The 17617-nt window shown below is 67.8% G+C and carries 17 protein-coding genes and 1 tRNA gene; 8 read left to right on the top strand and 10 right to left on the bottom strand.

Annotation, left to right across the window (positions count from 1 at the left end; genetic code table 11):
• Positions 1-207 precede the first annotated feature (207 nt).
• Positions 208-753: an NADAR family protein gene (locus AB0F86_RS03495; protein WP_356984282.1), complete on the top strand. Its 546-nt coding sequence runs from the start codon at positions 208-210 to the stop codon at positions 751-753.
• Between the two features lie 96 nt (positions 754-849).
• The gene (locus AB0F86_RS03500) at positions 850-1350 is read left to right on the top strand and encodes a DUF4189 domain-containing protein (protein ID WP_084456394.1); all 501 of its coding nucleotides are present in this window, start codon (positions 850-852) and stop codon (positions 1348-1350) included.
• Positions 1351-1397: 47 nt separating this feature from the next.
• On the opposite strand, the gene AB0F86_RS03505 is transcribed toward AB0F86_RS03500, so the two are convergent.
• A complete protein-coding gene (locus AB0F86_RS03505; RefSeq protein WP_356984284.1) occupies positions 1398-1931 on the bottom strand; it encodes a GNAT family N-acetyltransferase in 534 nt (177 codons plus the stop codon).
• Positions 1932-1945: 14 nt separating this feature from the next.
• Complete coding sequence (locus AB0F86_RS03510; RefSeq protein WP_356984286.1) at positions 1946-2854, bottom strand: Ku protein; 909 nt, start codon at positions 2852-2854, stop codon at positions 1946-1948.
• A gap of 104 nt (positions 2855-2958) precedes the next feature.
• On the opposite strand from AB0F86_RS03510, the gene AB0F86_RS03515 reads away from it, so the two are divergent.
• On the top strand, positions 2959-4029 hold the full coding sequence (locus AB0F86_RS03515) for a lycopene cyclase family protein (protein ID WP_356984413.1): 1071 nt from the start codon (positions 2959-2961) through the stop codon (positions 4027-4029).
• Between the two features lie 183 nt (positions 4030-4212).
• A complete protein-coding gene (locus AB0F86_RS03520) occupies positions 4213-6522 on the top strand; it encodes an MMPL family transporter (protein WP_356984288.1) in 2310 nt (769 codons plus the stop codon).
• Positions 6523-6563: 41 nt separating this feature from the next.
• Here the strand turns inward: AB0F86_RS03520 and AB0F86_RS03525 are convergent, their stop codons facing one another.
• Complete coding sequence (locus AB0F86_RS03525; protein ID WP_356984289.1) at positions 6564-7328, bottom strand: SDR family oxidoreductase; 765 nt, start codon at positions 7326-7328, stop codon at positions 6564-6566.
• 149 nt (positions 7329-7477) lie between these two features.
• Between AB0F86_RS03525 and AB0F86_RS03530 the strand changes: the two genes are divergently transcribed.
• Together AB0F86_RS03530 and AB0F86_RS03535 are read left to right on the top strand one after the other, a co-directional pair.
• On the top strand, positions 7478-9109 hold the full coding sequence (locus AB0F86_RS03530) for an ABC-F family ATP-binding cassette domain-containing protein (RefSeq protein WP_067493732.1): 1632 nt from the start codon (positions 7478-7480) through the stop codon (positions 9107-9109).
• Between the two features lie 142 nt (positions 9110-9251).
• Positions 9252-9521: a helix-turn-helix domain-containing protein gene (locus AB0F86_RS03535; protein WP_181698073.1), complete on the top strand. Its 270-nt coding sequence runs from the start codon at positions 9252-9254 to the stop codon at positions 9519-9521.
• 114 nt (positions 9522-9635) lie between these two features.
• On the opposite strand, the gene AB0F86_RS03540 is transcribed toward AB0F86_RS03535, so the two are convergent.
• The 4 genes from AB0F86_RS03540 to AB0F86_RS03555 all read right to left on the bottom strand — a co-directional run bounded on the left by AB0F86_RS03540 (position 9636) and on the right by AB0F86_RS03555 (position 12330).
• A complete protein-coding gene (locus AB0F86_RS03540; RefSeq protein ID WP_181698074.1) occupies positions 9636-10595 on the bottom strand; it encodes a hypothetical protein in 960 nt (319 codons plus the stop codon).
• Between the two features lie 16 nt (positions 10596-10611).
• Positions 10612-11028: a hypothetical protein gene (locus AB0F86_RS03545; protein ID WP_067635980.1), complete on the bottom strand. Its 417-nt coding sequence runs from the start codon at positions 11026-11028 to the stop codon at positions 10612-10614.
• A gap of 308 nt (positions 11029-11336) precedes the next feature.
• Positions 11337-11756, bottom strand: a complete 420-nt coding sequence (locus tag AB0F86_RS03550) for an acyl-CoA thioesterase (RefSeq protein ID WP_181698076.1) — start codon at positions 11754-11756, stop codon at positions 11337-11339.
• An 82-nt stretch (positions 11757-11838) separates the two neighbouring features.
• A complete protein-coding gene (locus AB0F86_RS03555; RefSeq protein ID WP_356984292.1) occupies positions 11839-12330 on the bottom strand; it encodes a cupin domain-containing protein in 492 nt (163 codons plus the stop codon).
• Positions 12331-12395: 65 nt separating this feature from the next.
• Between AB0F86_RS03555 and AB0F86_RS03560 the strand changes: the two genes are divergently transcribed.
• A complete protein-coding gene (locus AB0F86_RS03560) occupies positions 12396-12941 on the top strand; it encodes a MarR family transcriptional regulator (protein WP_356984294.1) in 546 nt (181 codons plus the stop codon).
• 12 nt (positions 12942-12953) lie between these two features.
• Here AB0F86_RS03560 and AB0F86_RS03565 read toward each other — a convergent pair.
• The 3 genes from AB0F86_RS03565 to acnA all read right to left on the bottom strand — a co-directional run bounded on the left by AB0F86_RS03565 (position 12954) and on the right by acnA (position 16542).
• Positions 12954-13027 (bottom strand) — tRNA-OTHER (locus AB0F86_RS03565).
• A 17-nt stretch (positions 13028-13044) separates the two neighbouring features.
• Positions 13045-13614, bottom strand: a complete 570-nt coding sequence (locus tag AB0F86_RS03570; protein WP_181698079.1) for a TetR/AcrR family transcriptional regulator — start codon at positions 13612-13614, stop codon at positions 13045-13047.
• Positions 13615-13746: 132 nt separating this feature from the next.
• Complete coding sequence (gene acnA / locus AB0F86_RS03575) at positions 13747-16542, bottom strand: aconitate hydratase AcnA (protein ID WP_356984296.1); 2796 nt, start codon at positions 16540-16542, stop codon at positions 13747-13749.
• 302 nt (positions 16543-16844) lie between these two features.
• Here acnA and AB0F86_RS03580 point away from each other — a divergent pair, with 302 nt between their 5' ends.
• Positions 16845-17396: a DUF6676 family protein gene (locus AB0F86_RS03580; RefSeq protein ID WP_181698081.1), complete on the top strand. Its 552-nt coding sequence runs from the start codon at positions 16845-16847 to the stop codon at positions 17394-17396.
• Positions 17397-17617 lie beyond the last annotated feature (221 nt).

A 17617-nucleotide genomic window follows, 5' to 3' on the forward strand; every position in this document is an offset into this window, starting at 1 on the left:
TCCAAGCCGCGCCCACCCCTGCCCGACAACGGTTCGAATTGCCTCGAGCCAAACCCTCACCAATAGTTGGACGCCCGTCTAACTTGCGGCCTTGCAAGGCATGGGTCTCCTGCTCGGCGCGCTCGGTGCCGCCACGAAAAGCCCTTGGCACGTAGCTCGAGCCACATATATAGTTCATATGACCAAAACTAGAGACCGGGGTGGGCCGTGCGATCGGTCGAAGAACTGTGTGCGGCTGTCGAGCAGGGAGCCGTGCCGAAATACCTGCTGTTCTGGGGGCATCGGCCGCGTGCGGACGGGGCGCTCGGTTCGGGCTGCCTGAGTCAGTGGTGGCCCGCGCCCTTCTCGGTCGACGGGGAGCGGTTCGCCACCGCCGAGCACTACATGATGTGGCGCAAGGCGCTGCTGTTCGGTGATTCCGAGGCGGCCGGGCGAGTGCTCGAGGTCGCCCATCCCGCCGAGGCGAAAAAGGTGGGCAGGCTTGTTCGGGGGTTCGACCAAAGTGTTTGGGAAGAAGCGCGATTCGACATCGTCGTGGCGGGCAGTGTGGCGAAATTCGGATCGGATGCGGGGTTGCGGTCGTATTTGGCGGGCACGGCGGGGCGGGTGCTCGTGGAGGCGAGTCCGCTGGATCGGGTGTGGGGGATCGGGCTGTCGGCGACGGACGAGCGGGCTCGTGATCCCGCGCGATGGCGGGGACTGAATCTGCTGGGGTTCGCCTTGATGCGGGCGCGTGCCGAACTCGGTGGGTAGAGCTATTCGGGAAAGGTATTTCTCGGTGGGGCTGTGGGCGTTCATGATTGGGGGTGGTCCCGGTTCGGGACCGAACTTTCGATGGGGAGAATTCTGATGTCTGTTGTGGGCAAGTACGCCCTCGGTGTGGCCGCCGTGTCCGCGGTGGCCGCCTTCACGGTGGTCGCCGCGGGTCCGGCCGCCGCCGGTGCCAGCGGTGTGGCGATCGCCGAAGCGCCCGGTTACACCGCCGTGTCACGTGATGGCGGATTCCAGGCCGCCGCCGGTGACCTCTACGGCGCGCTCGCGCTGTCGTCGGACGAGGCCGTGGTCGCGTCCGCGGTGAACTACGGCAGCTGGGCAGATGCCCAGCACGCCGCGCTCGCCGAGTGCGGCGTGTGGGACTGCCAGGTGGTCGTCTCGTTCCGCAATGCCTGCGGTGCGGTGGCCCAGGGCGCCGACTACCGATTCGGCTGGTCGTGGGACCACTCGCTGGCCGCCGCCGAGCGGTCGGCGGTGGATGTGCTCGGTTTGAGCGCCCCGCCGTTCCCCGACCTGGGTTCGGCGTCGCCGCGTCCGGCGCGGGTCATCCTGTCCGCCTGCACGGCGAACGTCTGACGCATTCCTCGACAAGGGGCGCGAACCGAAGGGTTCGTGCCCCTTTTTCATCGTCGCGGGTGGTCGAGCGACAGACGGCCACGCCGGACGAGATCATGTTTGGCGATCGGCGGCAGCGGGTCGTCGCCCGGCGTCTCGGGGTTGGTACGAACCAGCAGGGTGACGGTCGCGGCAGGCACGAAACCGCTGCGCCGCATCAGCGCCGCCGAGGCACCGTTGCGCTGCTCCACGTCGGTGACGATGTGCTGGGCACCACGCGCGAACAACGCCTCCGAGCAGACGTCGACCAACCGCCGGGCGATGCCGTGCCCCTGCATATCCGGCGCCACCGCGATCCACTCGAGGTAGGCCCAATCGTCACGATGCTCGAACTCCATCGAACCGAGCACGAAGCCGACCACCCGATCGGAGTCCAGGGCCACCCAGCAGGCGTTGTCGGGACTGTCCAGATGCTCGGCGACGGCCGTCAGCGACCAGGACGTGTACGGCTTGGTCGTCGTGTCGAAAACCTGATGCCCGAGGTCGAGAACCTGACGCAGATGCCCCAGACCCATCGGTACGACGGCGATCGCTTGGTCCATGGGCCCAGTGTGCCCTAGGCCCCCTTGCGGGCCGTGGACTTGCTCGCCGTGGATTTGCTCGCCGCCTTGCGCGGTGCCGCCTTCTTGGCCGCGGCCTTCTTCGCCGGCTTCTTCTTCGGGGCGGCCGACTCGCCTTCCCGCCGCCCGCTCGCCTCGAGGCTGCGCTGCAAGGCGGCCACCAGATCGACCACCTCGGCATCGGGCTGCTCGGCCGGTTCGGCAGCGGTCGATTCGACCTTGCCGGTGCCGCTGGCGATCGCCTCGTCCAGCAATTTCTGCAATTCGATCTGATATTCGTCGGTGTATTCGCCCGGATCGAAATCACCCGACATCGACTCGACCAGCGTTTCGGCCATCTTCAATTCCTGGGGGCGCGGGGTCGGCGCGTCCTCGAGCGACGGGAAGTCGACCGCGCGCACCTCGTCGGGCCACAGCAATGTCTGTAACACCAGCACACCCTCACGCACGCGCAGCGCCGCCAACCGGGTCTTCTGCCGCAACGTGAAATGCACGAGTGCCGTCTTGTCGATCCGTTCGAGTGTCGCGGCCAGCAGTTGATACGCCTTCGGTGTCGCCGAATCGGGTTCCAGGTAATAACTCTTGTCGAACAGCACGGGGTCGATCTGATCCGACGGCACGAATTCCAGCACCGGGATCTCGTGCTTCTCCGCGGCGGGCAACTTGGCGAAGTCCTCGTCGGTGAGCACTACCTGCTCGCCGTCCGGCGACACATATGCCTTGTCGATATCGGAGAACTGCACCGATTTGCCGCACACCTGGCAGACCCGGTCGTATTTGATCCGGCCCCCGTCCTTGGCGTGGACCTGATGAAACCGGATGTCATGGTCCTCGGTCGCGGTGTAGACCTTGACCGGGACGTTGACCAGCCCGAAAGCGATCGAGCCCTTCCAGATCGACCTCATAGACCCCATCATGATCGATCCGTGCTCCCGGGGCGAGCGGGCGATGCACAACCGGTGCCCCGTCGTAATGCGCCGGCGCTTGATTCGATGAAGGGTCTGGTCCAATTGGTGGCGTGCGCGCTGAGTTGATCGTTTGTGGGTTGGGGCCCGCGGGCAGGGCCGTGGCCCACCGGGCGGCCGTGCGGGGTTTGTCGGTGGTGGCGATCGATCCTCGTCCGGAGCGGACGTGGACGGCGACCTATGCGGCGTGGGCGGACGAGGTGCCGGAGTGGGTGGGGGACGAGGTCTTCGCCGGAGACGGCGTGGAACCGACGGTGTGGGCGACAGGGGAGCACCGGATCGGGCGGGGGTACCGGGTATTCGATACGCCGCGGTTGCAGAACGCCCTGGCGGTGGACGGAGTGCGGGTGATCGCGGACCGAGTCACCCAGGTGGACGCGCGGGCGGGCTCGGTGCGGACGGCAGGTGGGCACGTGTGCCACGGCCGGGTGATCGATGCGCGGGGAGTCGGACGCGCGGCGCAGCGGGCTGAGCAGACCGCCTACGGGGTGATGATCGAAGCGGACGAGCCCTGCGTGTTCATGGACTGGCGGCTCGACAACGGTGCCGGACCCGACGAACCACGGTCGTTTCTCTACACGGTGCCGGTGGCGAAGGGCCGGATGCTGTTCGAGGAGACATGTCTGGCCGGGCGCCCGGCACTGACCCCCGAGCTGTTGCGCACGCGACTGGAATTCCGGCTCCGGCAGCACGGCATCGAACTCGACGGCACGGAACCCGTTGAGCGCGTGCGGTTCCCGGTGGAGGGCGGCAAGCCCGGTGACGGCCGGTTCGGAGCCGCGGGCGGCCTGATCCACCCCGCCACCGGATACAGCGTCGCCGCCTCACTCGCCGCCGCCGACACCGTCGTCGAGGGCAACCGGCTGTGGACCGCACGCGCACGCGCGGTCGCGGCCCTGCGCCGGGCCGGGCTACGGTCCCTGCTCGCCCTCCCGCCCCGCGATATACCGGTCTTCTTCGAGGCGTTCTTCGATCTCCCAGCGGCCCAGCAACGCTCGTACCTGTCCGGCCACGACGACCTGACCGGCACTCTCGCCGCGATGGCGACCCTGTTCGCCGGCCTCCCGCGCCGGGTGCGCCGCACCGTCGCCACCTCCTCGCTCGGACTCGGCTGAGCGGCAGCGGTAACGGGGATATCGGAGCGACGGCGCGAACGTCGCGGGGTTGCTAACATCGCCGGGCGAACGCGCCGACCCGCCAGCAGGATCGGGCCGACGAGGCGGGCCGACCGGGTGACACCGAATACCGCACGTCGAGATGCGTGCCGCAGTGTTGCTCGACGAGACAGGGGTATACCGGTGTTCGAATTCACCAAGCGGCGTGGCCGCTGGGTGCTCGGTGTTTTCGCGGTGCTCGCGCTGGTGCTCGGAGCACTCGGCGCGACGCTGTTCGACCGGGTGGAGGGCGGCGGTTACACCGACAGCGGCAGCGAGTCCAGCCGGGCGCTCGACGTGCTACGCGACGAATTCGGCCAGGGCCCACCGAATCTGGTGCTGCTGGTGGAAACCGAGGACTCGGTCGACGACCCCGAGTCCACCGCCGCCGCGACAGCGCTCGTCGCCAACCTGCAGGAACGCGCCGGTATCACCGACGTGTTGTCCTACTGGACGACCCACCAGCCCGCGCTGCGCAGCCTCGACAACAAACAGGGCCTGATCGTGGCCACGGTCCTCGGCAGCGAACGTGAGATCGACGAACGGGTCGCCGCTGTCGCCGACGACCTCGCGGGCACCCAGGGCGAACTGCGGGTCCGCGTGGGCGGTTTCGCGATGCTCATGCACGAGACCGTCGAACAGAGCAAGACCGACATCGTCAAGGGCGAGGCCATCGCGTTCCCGCTCACGCTGCTGGCGCTGCTGTTCGTGTTCGGTGGGCTGGTCGCGGCGAGCCTGCCGCTGCTGGTCGCCGTGGTCACCGTACTGATGACGATGGGCACGCTGTGGTTGCTCGCCGTGTTCACCCCGCTCGCGGTCACCGCGACCAACGTGGCGACTCTGCTTGGGCTCGGCCTGGCCATCGACTACAGCCTGCTGATCGTCAACCGCTACCGCGACGAACTCACCGAGGGCCGCACCCCGGCCGACGCCGTGCGCGCCACCCTGCGCACGGCAGGCCGCACCGTCGCGTTCTCCGCGCTCACCGTCGCGGTGGCGCTGGCGGGTCTGGTGTTCTTCCCGCTGCTGGCCATCCGGTCGATGGGGTACGCGGGCGTGATCGTCGCGGGCCTCGCCGCCCTGGTCTCCCTGACCGTGCTGCCCGCGATCCTGCTGCTGCTCGGCACCAACATCGACCGTGGTCAGCTCGGCTGGTGGTTCCTGCGCGCGCCACGGCCCGCACCGGGCGAGGGCGCCTGGCACAAACTGGCCACCGCCGTCATGGGCAAACCGATCCCGATCGGTCTCGCCGTCGCCGCGGTGCTGTTGCTGCTGGGCACCCCCTTCCTCGGGGTGAAACTCGGCTTCCCGGACGAACGGGTGCTGCCCCCGTCGATGAATTCGCGACAGGTCGCCGAGACCGTGCAGCGCGACTTCGGCGACAGCGACCAGGACACCCTCGTCGCGGTCCTGCCCGACAGTGCCTACAGCGCCGAGGGATTGGACGCCATCGCGCGCACGATGTCGGACCTGGACAATGTGCGCCGTGTCGACACCGCGACCGGCAGCTACGCCCAGGGCGGGCGGCTGGCCGAGCCGACCGCGCTCAACGCCCGCTTCCGGGCCGAACGGGCCGCCTACCTGTCGATCGTCCCGTCCACCGGTGACAGCCACGAACTCGGCGCCCTGGTGGAACAGCTTCGCGCCCAGGACGTTCCGAGCGAGATCCTGATCGGCGGGGTCGCGGCGGCCAATGTCGACTCGGTGAACGCCATCGAAGACGCCCTGCCGTGGGCGCTGGGCTTCGTGGTGATCCTGATGCTGATCGTGCTGTTCCTGCTCACCGGCAGCGTGGTGCTCCCGGTGCTCGCGGTGATCCTCAGCGCGCTCAGCCTCACCGCCACCTTCGGCGCCCTGGTCTGGATCTTCCAGGACGGGCATCTGTCGGGAGTGCTCGGCTTCACCGTCACCGGTGACCTCTCGGCCACCGTTCCGGTGATGCTGTTCGCCGCCGCGTTCGGCCTGGCGATGGACTACCAGGTGTTCCTGCTCTCGCGCATCCGCGAAGAGTACGACCGCACCGGCAAGAACGAGGCGGCCGTCGCGCTCGGCCTGGAACGGATCGGCCGCATCGTCACCGCGGCCGCCATCCTGATCTCGCTGGTGTTCCTCGGTTTCCTGGCCTCCGACATCACCTTCATGAAGGCGTTCGGCATCGGTTTGCCGCTGGCGGTGATCGTGGACGCCACGCTGGTGCGCGGGTTCCTGCTGCCCGCCGCGATGAAGGTGCTCGGCGAGGCCAACTGGTACGCACCGGATTTCCTACGCAGGCTGCACGACCGGTGGGGTCTCGACGAGGGTGGCTCGCGCGCGAATCATCCGGTGCCGGTACGTGATCCGCTGGGCGTTACCGGGAAGCCGACCGTCGAGGTGATCGACCCGCTCGCTCGCGCCGAGGCGGAGCGTGCCGCCGCCAAGGGTGACGAGGCGCTGGCGGGCGCTCGCGAGGAATGAGCCGAACGGGGCGGCCGGGCAACGGCCGCCCCGTTCCCGTCTCAGATGCCGCCGGTGGCCAGCAACCCGCCGTCGACGCGAACACAGTCGCCGGTGATCCAGGATGCCTCGTCCGACACCAGGAAGGTGATCAGGCGCGCCACGTCCTCGGGGGAGCCGAGGCGCTTCATCGGGTACACGCTGGCGGCCCGTTCCTCGTCGGCGGAGAACAGGGCATCGGCGAACTTGGTCTTCACCACACCGGGCGCCACCGCGTTCACCCGGATGTTCGGGCCGAGCTGCCACGCCAGTTCCTCGGTGAGCCGGATCAGCGCCGCCTTGGAGGCGCCGTAGGCCGAGATCACCCCCGAGGAGCGGATACCGGCCACGCTCGCCACGTTCACCACGGCGCCGCCGTGCTCAGCCATCCATGCCTTGTATGCCTGCTGGACATAGCCGAGCGCGGCTACGACGTTCACGTCGAAGATCTTGCTCACGGCGTTGAGATCGGCGTCCATCAGCGGACCGAACACCGGGTTGATGCCGGTGTTGTTGATCAGGATGTCGAGGGAACCGAACTCGGTGACCGCCCGCGACACTGCCTCGGCCCGCGCGTCGGCGTCACCGGAGTTGCCCGCGACGGTGCTCACCTGGCCCTTGTGTCCGAGGGCGCGCAACTCCTGCGCGGCAGCGTCGAGCGGTTCGGGTTTGCGGGCGGTGATCAGCACATTCGCACCCGCGCGCAGCAGTTCGGCGGCCGTCGCCAAGCCGATGCCCCGGCTGGCGCCGGTGACGAGAGCGGTACGGCCAACTAGATCGGTAGTCATGCGACGAGAGTAACCACGCTCACATCCGTCGGCGCCAGGTTCGAGGCACCGGCAGCGGGGCGGTAAAATGAGTGGTTCTTGCCGGAACCGTCGGTGCACCATGGAGACGGTTCGGCGACCATCTGCTTTCGACATCGAGGAGAAGCTCTGTGATCACGGCGACCGACCTGGAGGTCCGGGCCGGAGTCCGCACCCTGCTCTCGGCTCCCGGGCCGGCGCTGCGGGTGCAGTCCGGCGACCGGATCGGACTGGTCGGGCGCAACGGCGCGGGCAAGACCACCACCCTGCGCATTCTCGCGGGTGAGGGCGAGCCCTACGCCGGAAAGATCACGCGCTCCAGCGAGATCGGTTACCTGCCGCAGGATCCCAAGGAAGGCGACCTCGACGTGATCGCCCGCGACCGCGTGCTGTCGGCCCGCGGTCTCGACGCGCTGATCCGCGACATGGAAAAACAGCAGCTGCGCATGGCCGAGGTCGCCGACGACGCCGAACGCGAGAAGGCCATCCGCAAGTACGGGCGCCTGGAAGACCAGTTCTCCTCCCTCGGCGGCTACGTCGCCGAGAGCGAGGCCGCGCGCATCTGCAACAGCCTCGGCCTACCCGACCGGATCCTCGACCAGCAGCTGCGCACCCTCTCCGGTGGTCAGCGGCGCCGCATCGAGCTGGCCCGCATCCTGTTCTCCGCCTCCGACGGCAGCGGCGGGCGCTCCGACCGCATCCTGCTGCTCGACGAGCCGACCAACCACCTCGACGCCGACTCCATCACCTGGTTGCGCGGGTTCCTGCAGAACCACGACGGCGGCCTCATCGTCATCAGCCACGACGTGGACCTGCTCGACGCCGTGGTGAACAAGGTGTGGTTCCTCGACGCGGTGCGCGGTGAGCCCGACGTGTACAACATGGGCTGGAAGAAGTACCTCGATGCCCGCGCCACCGACGAGCAGCGCCGCGTCCGCGAGCGCGCCAACGCGGAGAAGAAGGCGAGCGCGCTGCGTCAGCAGGCCGCCAAGCTCGGCGCCAAGGCCACCAAAGCCGCTGCGGCACACCAGATGGTGCGTCGCGCCGAACGGTTGATCTCCGAACTCGACGACGTGCGCGTGGCCGACAAGGTGGCCCGCATCCGGTTCCCCGAACCCGCGCCGTGCAGCAAGACTCCGCTCATGGTCAAGGACCTGACCAAGCTCTACGGTTCGCTCGAGATCTTCACCGGCGTGAACTTCGCCGTGGACAAGGGCTCTCGCGTCGTGGTGCTCGGCCTCAACGGTGCCGGTAAGACGACCATGCTGAAACTGCTCGCCGGGGTGGAGACACCCACCGCCGGTGGTGTCGAACAGGGCCGTGGCCTCAAGGTCGGCTACTTCGCCCAGGAACACGACACCCTCGACGACCAGGCGACGGTGTGGGAGAACATCCGCCACGCCTCCCCGGACGCCGGCGAGCAGGAACTGCGAAGTCTGCTCGGCGCCTTCATGTTCAGCGGCCCGCAGCTCGAGCAGCCGGCGGGCACCCTGTCCGGCGGTGAGAAGACCCGTCTCGCGCTGGCCGGTCTCGTCTCCTCGGCGGCCAATGTGCTGCTGCTCGACGAACCGACCAACAACCTCGACCCGGTCTCGCGCGAACAGGTCCTCGACGCGCTGCGCACCTACGCGGGCGCGGTGGTGCTGGTGACCCACGACCCGGGCGCGGCCGAGGCGCTGAACCCGGAACGGGTGATCCTGCTGCCCGACGGCACCGAGGACCACTGGTCGGCCGAGTACGCCGAACTCATCGATCTCGCCTGAGCGAACTCGCTCTTCAGCACGGAGATCGGTGTGTCGCGAGGGAACTCGCGGGGTTTTCGTGAGGTTCGTCACTGTTTTTCGTTGATCGCCGGGTGCGGAGTGTCTAGCCTGGAATGAGCTGCTCGGCGACTCGGAGGAAGCCATGAGCGACAGTGCGAGACAGGCCGCTCGATCGGCCAAGGCAACATCGACAGGCAAGGCCGCGCTGGGGAAGGGCACCCGGGTCACGGGCAAGTCCCGTGACAGGTTGCAGTCCCAGCTGAAGAAGCAGTACGAGGCGGGTGCCAGCATCCGCTCCCTGGCCAGGGCGACCGGCCGCTCGTACGGCTTCATTCACAATGTGCTGGTCGAATCGCATGTCGAGCTGCGCGGTCGCGGCGGCGCCAACCGCAGGAAGAACCCTGAGACATAGCGGCTGGCGCCGCGGTTCTCGGCCCGGGAGGCCTCGATCTTCCCTCCCTCCGGGCACTCCTTCGTCGCACCCTCCGCTCAGTCCAGATCGAGGCGGCCGAGAACCCTGGACTGATCACCAGCCGGGAACCGCGCCGTCACCCTGCACCAGCAGATTCGCCAGGCTGGTGAACAGGGGCAGACCCGTCTTGATCTCCAGGTAGGCGAACTGGCCCTGCGGATTCACCTCGAGGAAGTAGTACTCGCCGTCGACGCCCAAGCGCAGGTCGACCACACCGAAACTCAAGCCGAGCGCGCCCATCAGGGTGGCCAGCGACTTGCTCACCGAGGCGGGTAGCCGGTCGGGGGCGAACGCCACCGAGGTGTCGAGCCGCGAGTCGACCCGGCCGACACCCGCCTGTGAGTCGATGCGCACCGCCCATTCGACGCCGTCGACCCACACCACCCGCAGATCGCAGGTGGCGTCCACGTAATCCTGGAAGGTCGTCGGCGTCGAACGGATCGATGTGAGCCGGCCCAGCTCGGGCCGGGTGATGATGCGTGTCTCGGAGAACTCACCACGGCCCGTGCCGGTGCGTTTGTAAACCACGGGGACCGAACGGGATTCGACGAAGCTGCGCGCCTCGTCCGGGTCGTTGGTGATGAGCGTTTCCGGGACGGCGAAACCGGCCCGGTGCGCCGTTTCGAGCTGCACGATCTTGCGGCTCGCGGTGCGTTCGGCGGCCGGGTCGTTCACCCAGTACGCCGGAATCGACCACAGCATCCCCTGCAGGAAACCGTCGCATTCGGCCTGGCGGAACTCGTCGTCGGCGGCACGCACGCCGTGCGGGACGCGGCACGGGTGCGGCCTGCGCCACCACACCGCACGCACGTCGTCCAGGCCGTGCACATGCGACAACGCCCGATTCGTTCCCGCCTTGTCGAGACGGAAACTGCCTGTCTCGGAAGGGAAGTCGCGCAGGTCGAGCCGGATGGGATCGAGGCGGTGGTGCTCGCGCAACGTGACGGCCAGTGCGTCGGCGTGCAGGTCGTCGGTTTCGGAGACGATGAGCACCGCGTCGGTCGCGCGTTCCATGACTGTGTCGGCCGTTTCAGTCGAGACTGTCGCAGTTGATGCCGTCGTGGAAGGTGAACGTCGCCCCGGAGGTGCCGCCACGCTCGGCGATCCGCAGTTTCGCCGCCCAGCTGCGGGTGGCTTCGGCGAGTTGCTCGTCGCCGAGGGCTTCCGACGGTGCGGGTGCCAGCGTGATGGGTCGTTCGACGAGTTCCACGCGCATCCGGCGGGTGAAATCGGCGGTGGCGCCGGGCCGGATGTCGACCTGCACCTGTCGCCCCTCCGCCGCGCGCTCCTCGGTGAGCCGCAGGATGTCGCGGCGATCGAAGGTCCAGGTCCCGCCGTCGACGCGGACCGAGACATCGCGCTCGGACTCGGCCACCAGCTGTCCGCGCAAGGCGGGGCCCCGGCTTCGGGACGACGCGGTAGCGGGGAGGTGGATGGCGTCGGTCATGGGCACTCACTCCGATCTTCTCGTCTGCTCGCGATTTGCCAGAACCCCTCTAGGCGCTTCGGATCATAACGTGAGCGAACCTTTCACCGAGGGTGTTCGCGAGATTTACGGAGCGCCGGGCAAACCGCCGAGCGGCGCGTGATCGCCTAGCGGGACGAGAATTTCGGGCAACCGGAGTGTGTGCAGGTATCCGACACGGGCAATCGATCAGCAAACGAAAACAGCAACGGCGCGGCAGGCACCCCGGCGAAGTTGCCGGTCGATACCTGCCGCGCCGTCGGCCATGTCCCGCGGCGCCGGCCGCTATGTCACAACCCGAGGATTTCGGGGTTCTCGGCGAGGGAGCGGAAGTGGCCCGCGGGATCGGCGACGAGTCGGCGGGTGGTCAGGTCCATCGCCCCCGCGGTGACGGTGATCTCGGCGGCGACCGTGCCGTCGAGTTTGATGATCCGGTGGTGGAAGCGGAACACCTTCTCGCCGTCGCGCCAGTCGAACGCGCAGGTCACGGTGACTTCGTCACCGCCGCGCAGTTCGCGCTTGTACTTGATCGTCGACTCGAGCACCACCGCGCCGATGCCGCTGGCGATGAACTTGTCCTGCGGGATGCCTGCCGCGCGGAGCAGTTCCCAGCGCGCGTGCTCACCGTACTGGTGGTAGACGGCGTGGTTCAGGTGGCCTTGGGTGTCGAGCTCGTAGCCGCGGACGAGGACCGGTACCGAGAACGTCATACAGCGTACAACTGGCGCCTTCGCGCGCAATGTTCCCGATTCCGGTGCAACCTCGGCCACATTCCGGCCGCCCGCGTATAGGTCAGCGGCGCTGGGCGTTCCGTTCGGCTGTCCACGCGGGCGCGTCGATGAAGTAGTTGTCGAATTCCGCTTGGGCGGCGAGGAGTTCGGTGTGATCCGCCGTGCCCTTCGCGAGCCGGTCGAGCAGGTGGAAGTACTCGAATCGCTGCACGCCCGGCATCAGCGCGATGAGGATGCGGGCTCCGCTGTCGGGTGTGGCGCCGAAGGCGTGCGGCATCTGGCGTGGGACGACGAGCGATCCGCCCGCGCCCACGGTGAGGATGCGGTCGCCCGCCATCACCTGCAGCTCGCCGTCGGCGACGTAGAACAGCTCGTCGGAGCGGGTGTGATAGTGCGGTGCGGCCCCGTCGGCGCCCTGGTCGAAGGTCACTTCCACGGTGCTCACCGTGCCGTCGCTTGCCTCGGAATCGGTGAGCAGTCGCACGCGGACGCGGTCGGTGCCCAGCGTCTCGGCGTCCTCGGGCAGGCAGAGGGCGATATCGCGGGTGTCCATGACAGTTCCGTTCGTCGATTGATAATTCGCTACCGAACTATATCCCGTCGAATAGAATCCTGTCCATGGATGAATCGACCGCCGACGCCGTAGATGCGATCGCCGCACAATGGCGCCGCGAACGCCCCGACCTCGACCTGGCGGCGATGGCGGTGTTCGGCAGACTCGGCCGGCTGCTGAATGTCGCCACTGCCCGTATCGAATCCGTGTTCACCGCGCACGGACTGCAGCGCGGGGAGTTCGATGTGCTTGCCGCGCTTCGCCGTTCGGGTGCGCCGTTCGAACTCAACCCCTCGGTGCTCGCGGACACGCTGATGTTGTCGCGCGCGGGCATGACCGGGCGGATCGACCGGCTGGAGGCGGCGGGGCTGGTGCGGCGCATCGCGGATCGGGTGGATCGGCGGGCCGTGCGGGTGGCGCTCACCGAGCAGGGCCGAGAGCTGGTCGACCGGGTCGTCGTCGCGCACACCGAGAACGAGACGGCCATGCTGTCGGTGCTGGACCGCGACGATCAGGTAGCGCTCGACAGGATCGCGCGAAAGTTGTTGGGGGAGTGGGAGAGCGGACCCGATCCCGCTCCGGGGGATAGAGGTACGCGGTCTTCCCGCTGAGCGCTCGGGCGGCCATGGAGGCGGGAATCGAACCCGCGGCATCCGTCCTGCGGAAGTCGGCGCTCTACCTACTGAGCTACCCCATGGCCGAGTCGAGCCCAGCTCAGGACTCCTTGCGTCGCACGGATGCTTCGACGAGATCCAGTACAGCGGAAAGGTTTTCGTCGGTGTGGCCGGAGGCGATGCGCGCGATCAGGCCGTCGAGGACCAGGTCGAGGTAGCCGAGCAGGACGTCGGTGGGGACGTCGTCGCGCAGGGCGCCCGCGGCTTTGCGGCGCTCCAGGCGGGCGAGGGTGGCGGCGGTGAGTTCGGCCGAACGCTGGGTCCACCCCGCGCGGAAGTCGGGATCGGTGCGCACGCGGCGGGCGATCTCGAGGCGGGTGCCCAGCCAGTTGAATTCTTCGGGGCGGGCGAGCATATCGCGCATCACCTGCACGATGCCCTGGGTGGCGGCGACCTCCGCCATCCGTTCGGCGTCGTCCTTGGCCAGGGCGAAGAACAGGGCGTCCTTGTCCCGGAAGTGGTGGAAGATGGCGCCACGGGACATGCCGATGGCCTCCTCGAGGCGGCGCACGGTGGCGCCCTCGTAGCCGTATTCGGCGAAGCAGCGCCGGGCACCGTCGAGGATCTGGCTGCGGCGGGCGGCGAGGTGGTCGTCGCTGACCTTGGGCATGATTCCTCCAGTGACGCCATATGCGGACCCCCGCCCCGGAACACCGAGGCGGGGGACTCACAGCACGAAGAGCATCCGAGCGGATGCCCTTGTGGCGCGGCGTCGTTCGACACCGCGCCACCGATCGGGCAACTAGCCGCGGATCATGTTGCGCAGCACGTACTGCAGGATGCCGCCGTTGCGGTAGTAGTCGGCCTCACCGGGGGTGTCGATGCGGACGACCGCGTCGAAGGTGGTGACCTTGCCGTCTTCGGCGGTGGCGGTGACCTTGACGGTCTTGGGGGTGACACCCTCGTTGAGGGCGGTGATGCCCTCGATGTCGAAGGTCTCGGTGCCGGTCAGTCCGAGCGACTGAGCCGACTCGCCCTGCGGGAACTGCAGCGGCACAACGCCCATACCGATGAGGTTGGAGCGGTGGATGCGCTCGAACGACTCGGTGATGACGGCCTTCACGCCCAGCAGGCTGGTGCCCTTGGCGGCCCAGTCACGCGAGGAGCCCGAACCGTACTCCTTGCCACCCAGCACGACCAGCGGGATGCCCGCGGCCTGGTAGTTCTGCGAGGCGTCGTAGATGAACGCCTGCGGGCCACCTTCCTGGGTGAAGTCGCGGGTGTAACCACCCGAGACGTCGTCGAGCAGCTGGTTGCGCAGCCGGATGTTGGCGAAGGTGCCACGGATCATGACCTCGTGGTTACCGCGCCGCGAGCCGAGCGAGTTGTAGTCCTTGCGGGCCACACCGTGCGAGTCGAGGTACTGCGCGGCCGGGGTGCCCGGCTTGATCGGACCGGCCGGAGAGATGTGGTCGGTGGTGACCGAGTCGCCCAGCAGCGCCAGCACGCGGGCACCCTTGATGTCGGAGACCGGCTCCGGATCCATCTGCATGCCCTCGAAGTACGGCGCCTTGCGGACGTAGGTCGAGTTCTCGTCCCACGCGAAGGTGTCGCCCTCCGGGGTGGCCAGGTTCTGCCAGCGCTCGTCACCGTCGAAGACGGTGGCGTAGGAGTTGCGGAACATGTCCTGGTTGATCGAGGACTTGATGGTGTCGTCGATCTCCTGGGCCGAGGGCCAGATGTCCTTCAGGAAGACATCGTTGCCGTCGGAATCCTTACCGAGGGAATCGGTCTCGAAGTCGAAGTCCATGGTGCCCGCGAGCGCGTAGGCGATGACCAGCGGCGGGGAGGCCAGGTAGTTCATCTTCACGTCGGGGGAGATGCGACCCTCGAAGTTGCGGTTACCCGACAGCACGGCGGTGACCGAGAGGTCGTTGTCGTTGATCGCGGCCGAGATCTCCTCGGGCAGCGGGCCGGTGTTACCGATGCAGGTGGTGCAGCCGTAGCCACCCACGTAGAAGCCGAGCTTCTCGAGGTAGGGCCACAGGCCGGCCTTCTCGTAGTAGTCGGAGACGACCTGCGAACCCGGCGCCATGTTGGTCTTCACCCACGGCTTGGTCGACAGGCCCTTCTCGACCGCGTTGCGGGCGAGCAGCGCGGCGCCGAGCATGACCGACGGGTTGGAGGTGTTGGTGCAGGAGGTGATGCCCGCGACCACGACAGCGCCGTGGTCGAGCACGAAGTCGCCACGCTCGGCCGAGCGCACCGTCACCGGCTTGGACGGACGGCCCTTGGCGCCGTTGGCCGCCGAGTGCGCGGGGGTGTAGGCGTCACCGGCGTGGTCGGCCGAGACCGAGACCGGATCGGAGGCCGGGAAGGTCTCGTCGACGCCCTCGTCGAGGGCGGTGTAGTCGCCCACGTAGTCGACGATGTCGGAGCGGAACGCCGACTTCGACTCGCTGAGCAGGATGCGGTCCTGCGGACGCTTCGGGCCGGCGATGGACGGCACGACGGTGCTCAGGTCCAGCTCCAGGTACTCCGAGTACGCCGGCTCCTTGTCGGCGTCGTGCCACATGCCCTGTTCCTTGGCGTAGGCCTCGACGAGCGCGAGCTGCTCGTCGGTGCGGCCGGTCAGGCGCAGGTAGTTGATGGTCTCCTCGTCGATCGGGAAGATCGCCGCGGTGGAACCGAACTCGGGGCTCATGTTGCCCAGGGTGGCGCGGTTGGCCAGGGGGACCTCGGAGACGCCCTTGCCGTAGAACTCGACGAACTTGCCGACCACACCCTGCTTGCGCAGCATGTCGGTGACGGTGAGCACCACGTCGGTGGCGGTGACGCCCGGCTTGATCTCACCGCTGAGCTTGAAGCCGACGACGCGCGGGATGAGCATGGAGACCGGCTGGCCGAGCATCGCGGCCTCGGCCTCGATGCCGCCGACGCCCCAGCCGAGCACACCCAGGCCGTTGACCATGGTGGTGTGCGAGTCGGTGCCGACACAGGTGTCGGGGTAGGCCTGGCCGTTGCGGACCATGACGGTGGGCGCCAGGTACTCGATGTTGACCTGGTGCACGATGCCCATGCCCGGGGGAACGACCTTGAAGTCGTCGAAGGCACCCTGGCCCCAGCGCAGGAACTGGTAACGCTCGCCGTTGCGCTCGTACTCGAGCTCCACGTTGCGCTCGAGGGCGTCGGCGCGGCCGAAGACGTCGAGGATCACCGAGTGGTCGATGACCATGTCGGCGGGGGAGAGCGGGTTGACCTTGCTCGGGTCGCCACCGAGGGTGGTGACGGCCTCACGCATGGTGGCCAGGTCGACGATGCAGGGCACGCCGGTGAAGTCCTGCATGATCACGCGCGCGGGGGTGAACTGGATTTCCACGCTCGGCTGCGCCGAGGGGTCCCAGTTCGCGATCGCGCGGATGTGATCGGCGGTGATGTTGGCGCCGTCTTCGGTGCGCAGCAGGTTCTCCGCCAGCACCTTCAGGGCGTAGGGCAGCTTCTCGGTGCCGGGAACAGCCGAGAGACGGAAGATCTCGTAGGAGTTGCTTCCGACCTCGAGCGTGCCTTTGGCGCCGAAGGTATCGATACTCTTCGTCACGTCAGCTCCACTCATTGGTGAGGGTGTGCCGCCGGCGGGGCTGTGCCGGCGGCTCGCGTCTTCGGAGGGGGATCCGGCGCCGTGAGATGCCGGTTTCCTCGCCGTACGAGCCTAACAGTACGCTTGTCCTATGAAATAATCGGGGCGCCGCGTCAGCTCATGGTGTGCCGTGGCGACCGGTTCCCGCGCGCCGTCGCGTACTGTGCCTGTCGAGCGAGTCGGGGACAGACGCAGTGACGCTCACCTTGGCAGTGTTGGATGCCCGTCGCATCGCGACCGGGGCTCGACAGACCGGATGGAAAATGACCGTCTTGCACACCTTTGCGCCGATGGCCGTCGAACTGCCGCCGAACACGGATCTGGGCAGTCTCCGCTCCGACCTCGCCGACAACCACGTGGCCGCGCCCAAGGGCAAGGATCAGCAGGAACTGGCCGCGATCGTCGCCGAGGCGCGGGCGGACGGCATTCCGCTCAGTGTTGTCGTCGTTCCCGGCAATCCCGGCCACGATTCGAGCCTACGTGACCTGGCCACCGAGCTGGGCAAGAACACCGAGGGCACGGTCGCGGTGCTCAGTGACGACTGGATCGGCACCTACAGCGACGACATCAGCCGGGTCCGGCTCGAGTGGGCCGAGGACGTGGCCAAGTACCGGGGCAACCACCCCGAGGAGGCCGTGTCGGCGTTCGTGGGTCGCCTCGAGCAGCCCGAGGGCGTGTCGTGGGGCGCCGTCACCGGCGTGATGCTGGCGCTGACCGTCCTGGTGATCGCGGGGCTCTACTTCGTGAAGGCCCGGCGTGGCCCCGACGACGACGCGGTGGTTGTCGCGGGCGACGATGCGGGTTCTCTCCGTTAACTGGTTTCTCTCCAGTCACATTTCCAGACCTTCGGTCTGTTTCTGCGCTTCGAAACATGGCGCACCTCAAGCTAATGCCGGGCAATCGCCGAATTGATGTCCCGTCATGCCGTGGCAGTTGTTTCCTTTGTGAAATATGTGTCGTACGGTAGCGGTGATCGCGATCGGGAAAGCAGTGGTACAGGGGGCATTGGTCGACCCTTGGGGTCGCTGAGTCGGCT

It is taken from the genome of Nocardia sp. NPDC023733 (assembly GCF_040639775.1).
In the GTDB taxonomy this organism is placed as follows: domain Bacteria; phylum Actinomycetota; class Actinomycetes; order Mycobacteriales; family Mycobacteriaceae; genus Nocardia; species Nocardia rosealba.

Bases quoted from the DNA above. Each gene is read 5' to 3' on its own strand.
- AB0F86_RS03580 (WP_181698081.1), top strand. From the start codon at position 16,845: ATGACCGTCTTGCACACCTTTGCGCCGATGGCCGTCGAACTGCCGCCG.
- AB0F86_RS03540 (WP_181698074.1), bottom strand. From the start codon at position 10,595: ATGGAACGCGCGACCGACGCGGTGCTCATCGTCTCCGAAACCGACGAC.
- AB0F86_RS03555 (WP_356984292.1), bottom strand. From the start codon at position 12,330: ATGGACACCCGCGATATCGCCCTCTGCCTGCCCGAGGACGCCGAGACG.
- AB0F86_RS03570 (WP_181698079.1), bottom strand. From the start codon at position 13,614: ATGCCCAAGGTCAGCGACGACCACCTCGCCGCCCGCCGCAGCCAGATC.
- AB0F86_RS03525 (WP_356984289.1), bottom strand. From the start codon at position 7,328: ATGACTACCGATCTAGTTGGCCGTACCGCTCTCGTCACCGGCGCCAGC.
- AB0F86_RS03505 (WP_356984284.1), bottom strand. From the start codon at position 1,931: ATGGACCAAGCGATCGCCGTCGTACCGATGGGTCTGGGGCATCTGCGT.
- AB0F86_RS03550 (WP_181698076.1), bottom strand. From the start codon at position 11,756: ATGACGTTCTCGGTACCGGTCCTCGTCCGCGGCTACGAGCTCGACACC.
- AB0F86_RS03535 (WP_181698073.1), top strand. From the start codon at position 9,252: ATGAGCGACAGTGCGAGACAGGCCGCTCGATCGGCCAAGGCAACATCG.
- AB0F86_RS03545 (WP_067635980.1), bottom strand. From the start codon at position 11,028: ATGACCGACGCCATCCACCTCCCCGCTACCGCGTCGTCCCGAAGCCGG.
- AB0F86_RS03560 (WP_356984294.1), top strand. From the start codon at position 12,396: ATGGATGAATCGACCGCCGACGCCGTAGATGCGATCGCCGCACAATGG.
- AB0F86_RS03510 (WP_356984286.1), bottom strand. From the start codon at position 2,854: ATGAGGTCGATCTGGAAGGGCTCGATCGCTTTCGGGCTGGTCAACGTC.
- AB0F86_RS03500 (WP_084456394.1), top strand. From the start codon at position 850: ATGTCTGTTGTGGGCAAGTACGCCCTCGGTGTGGCCGCCGTGTCCGCG.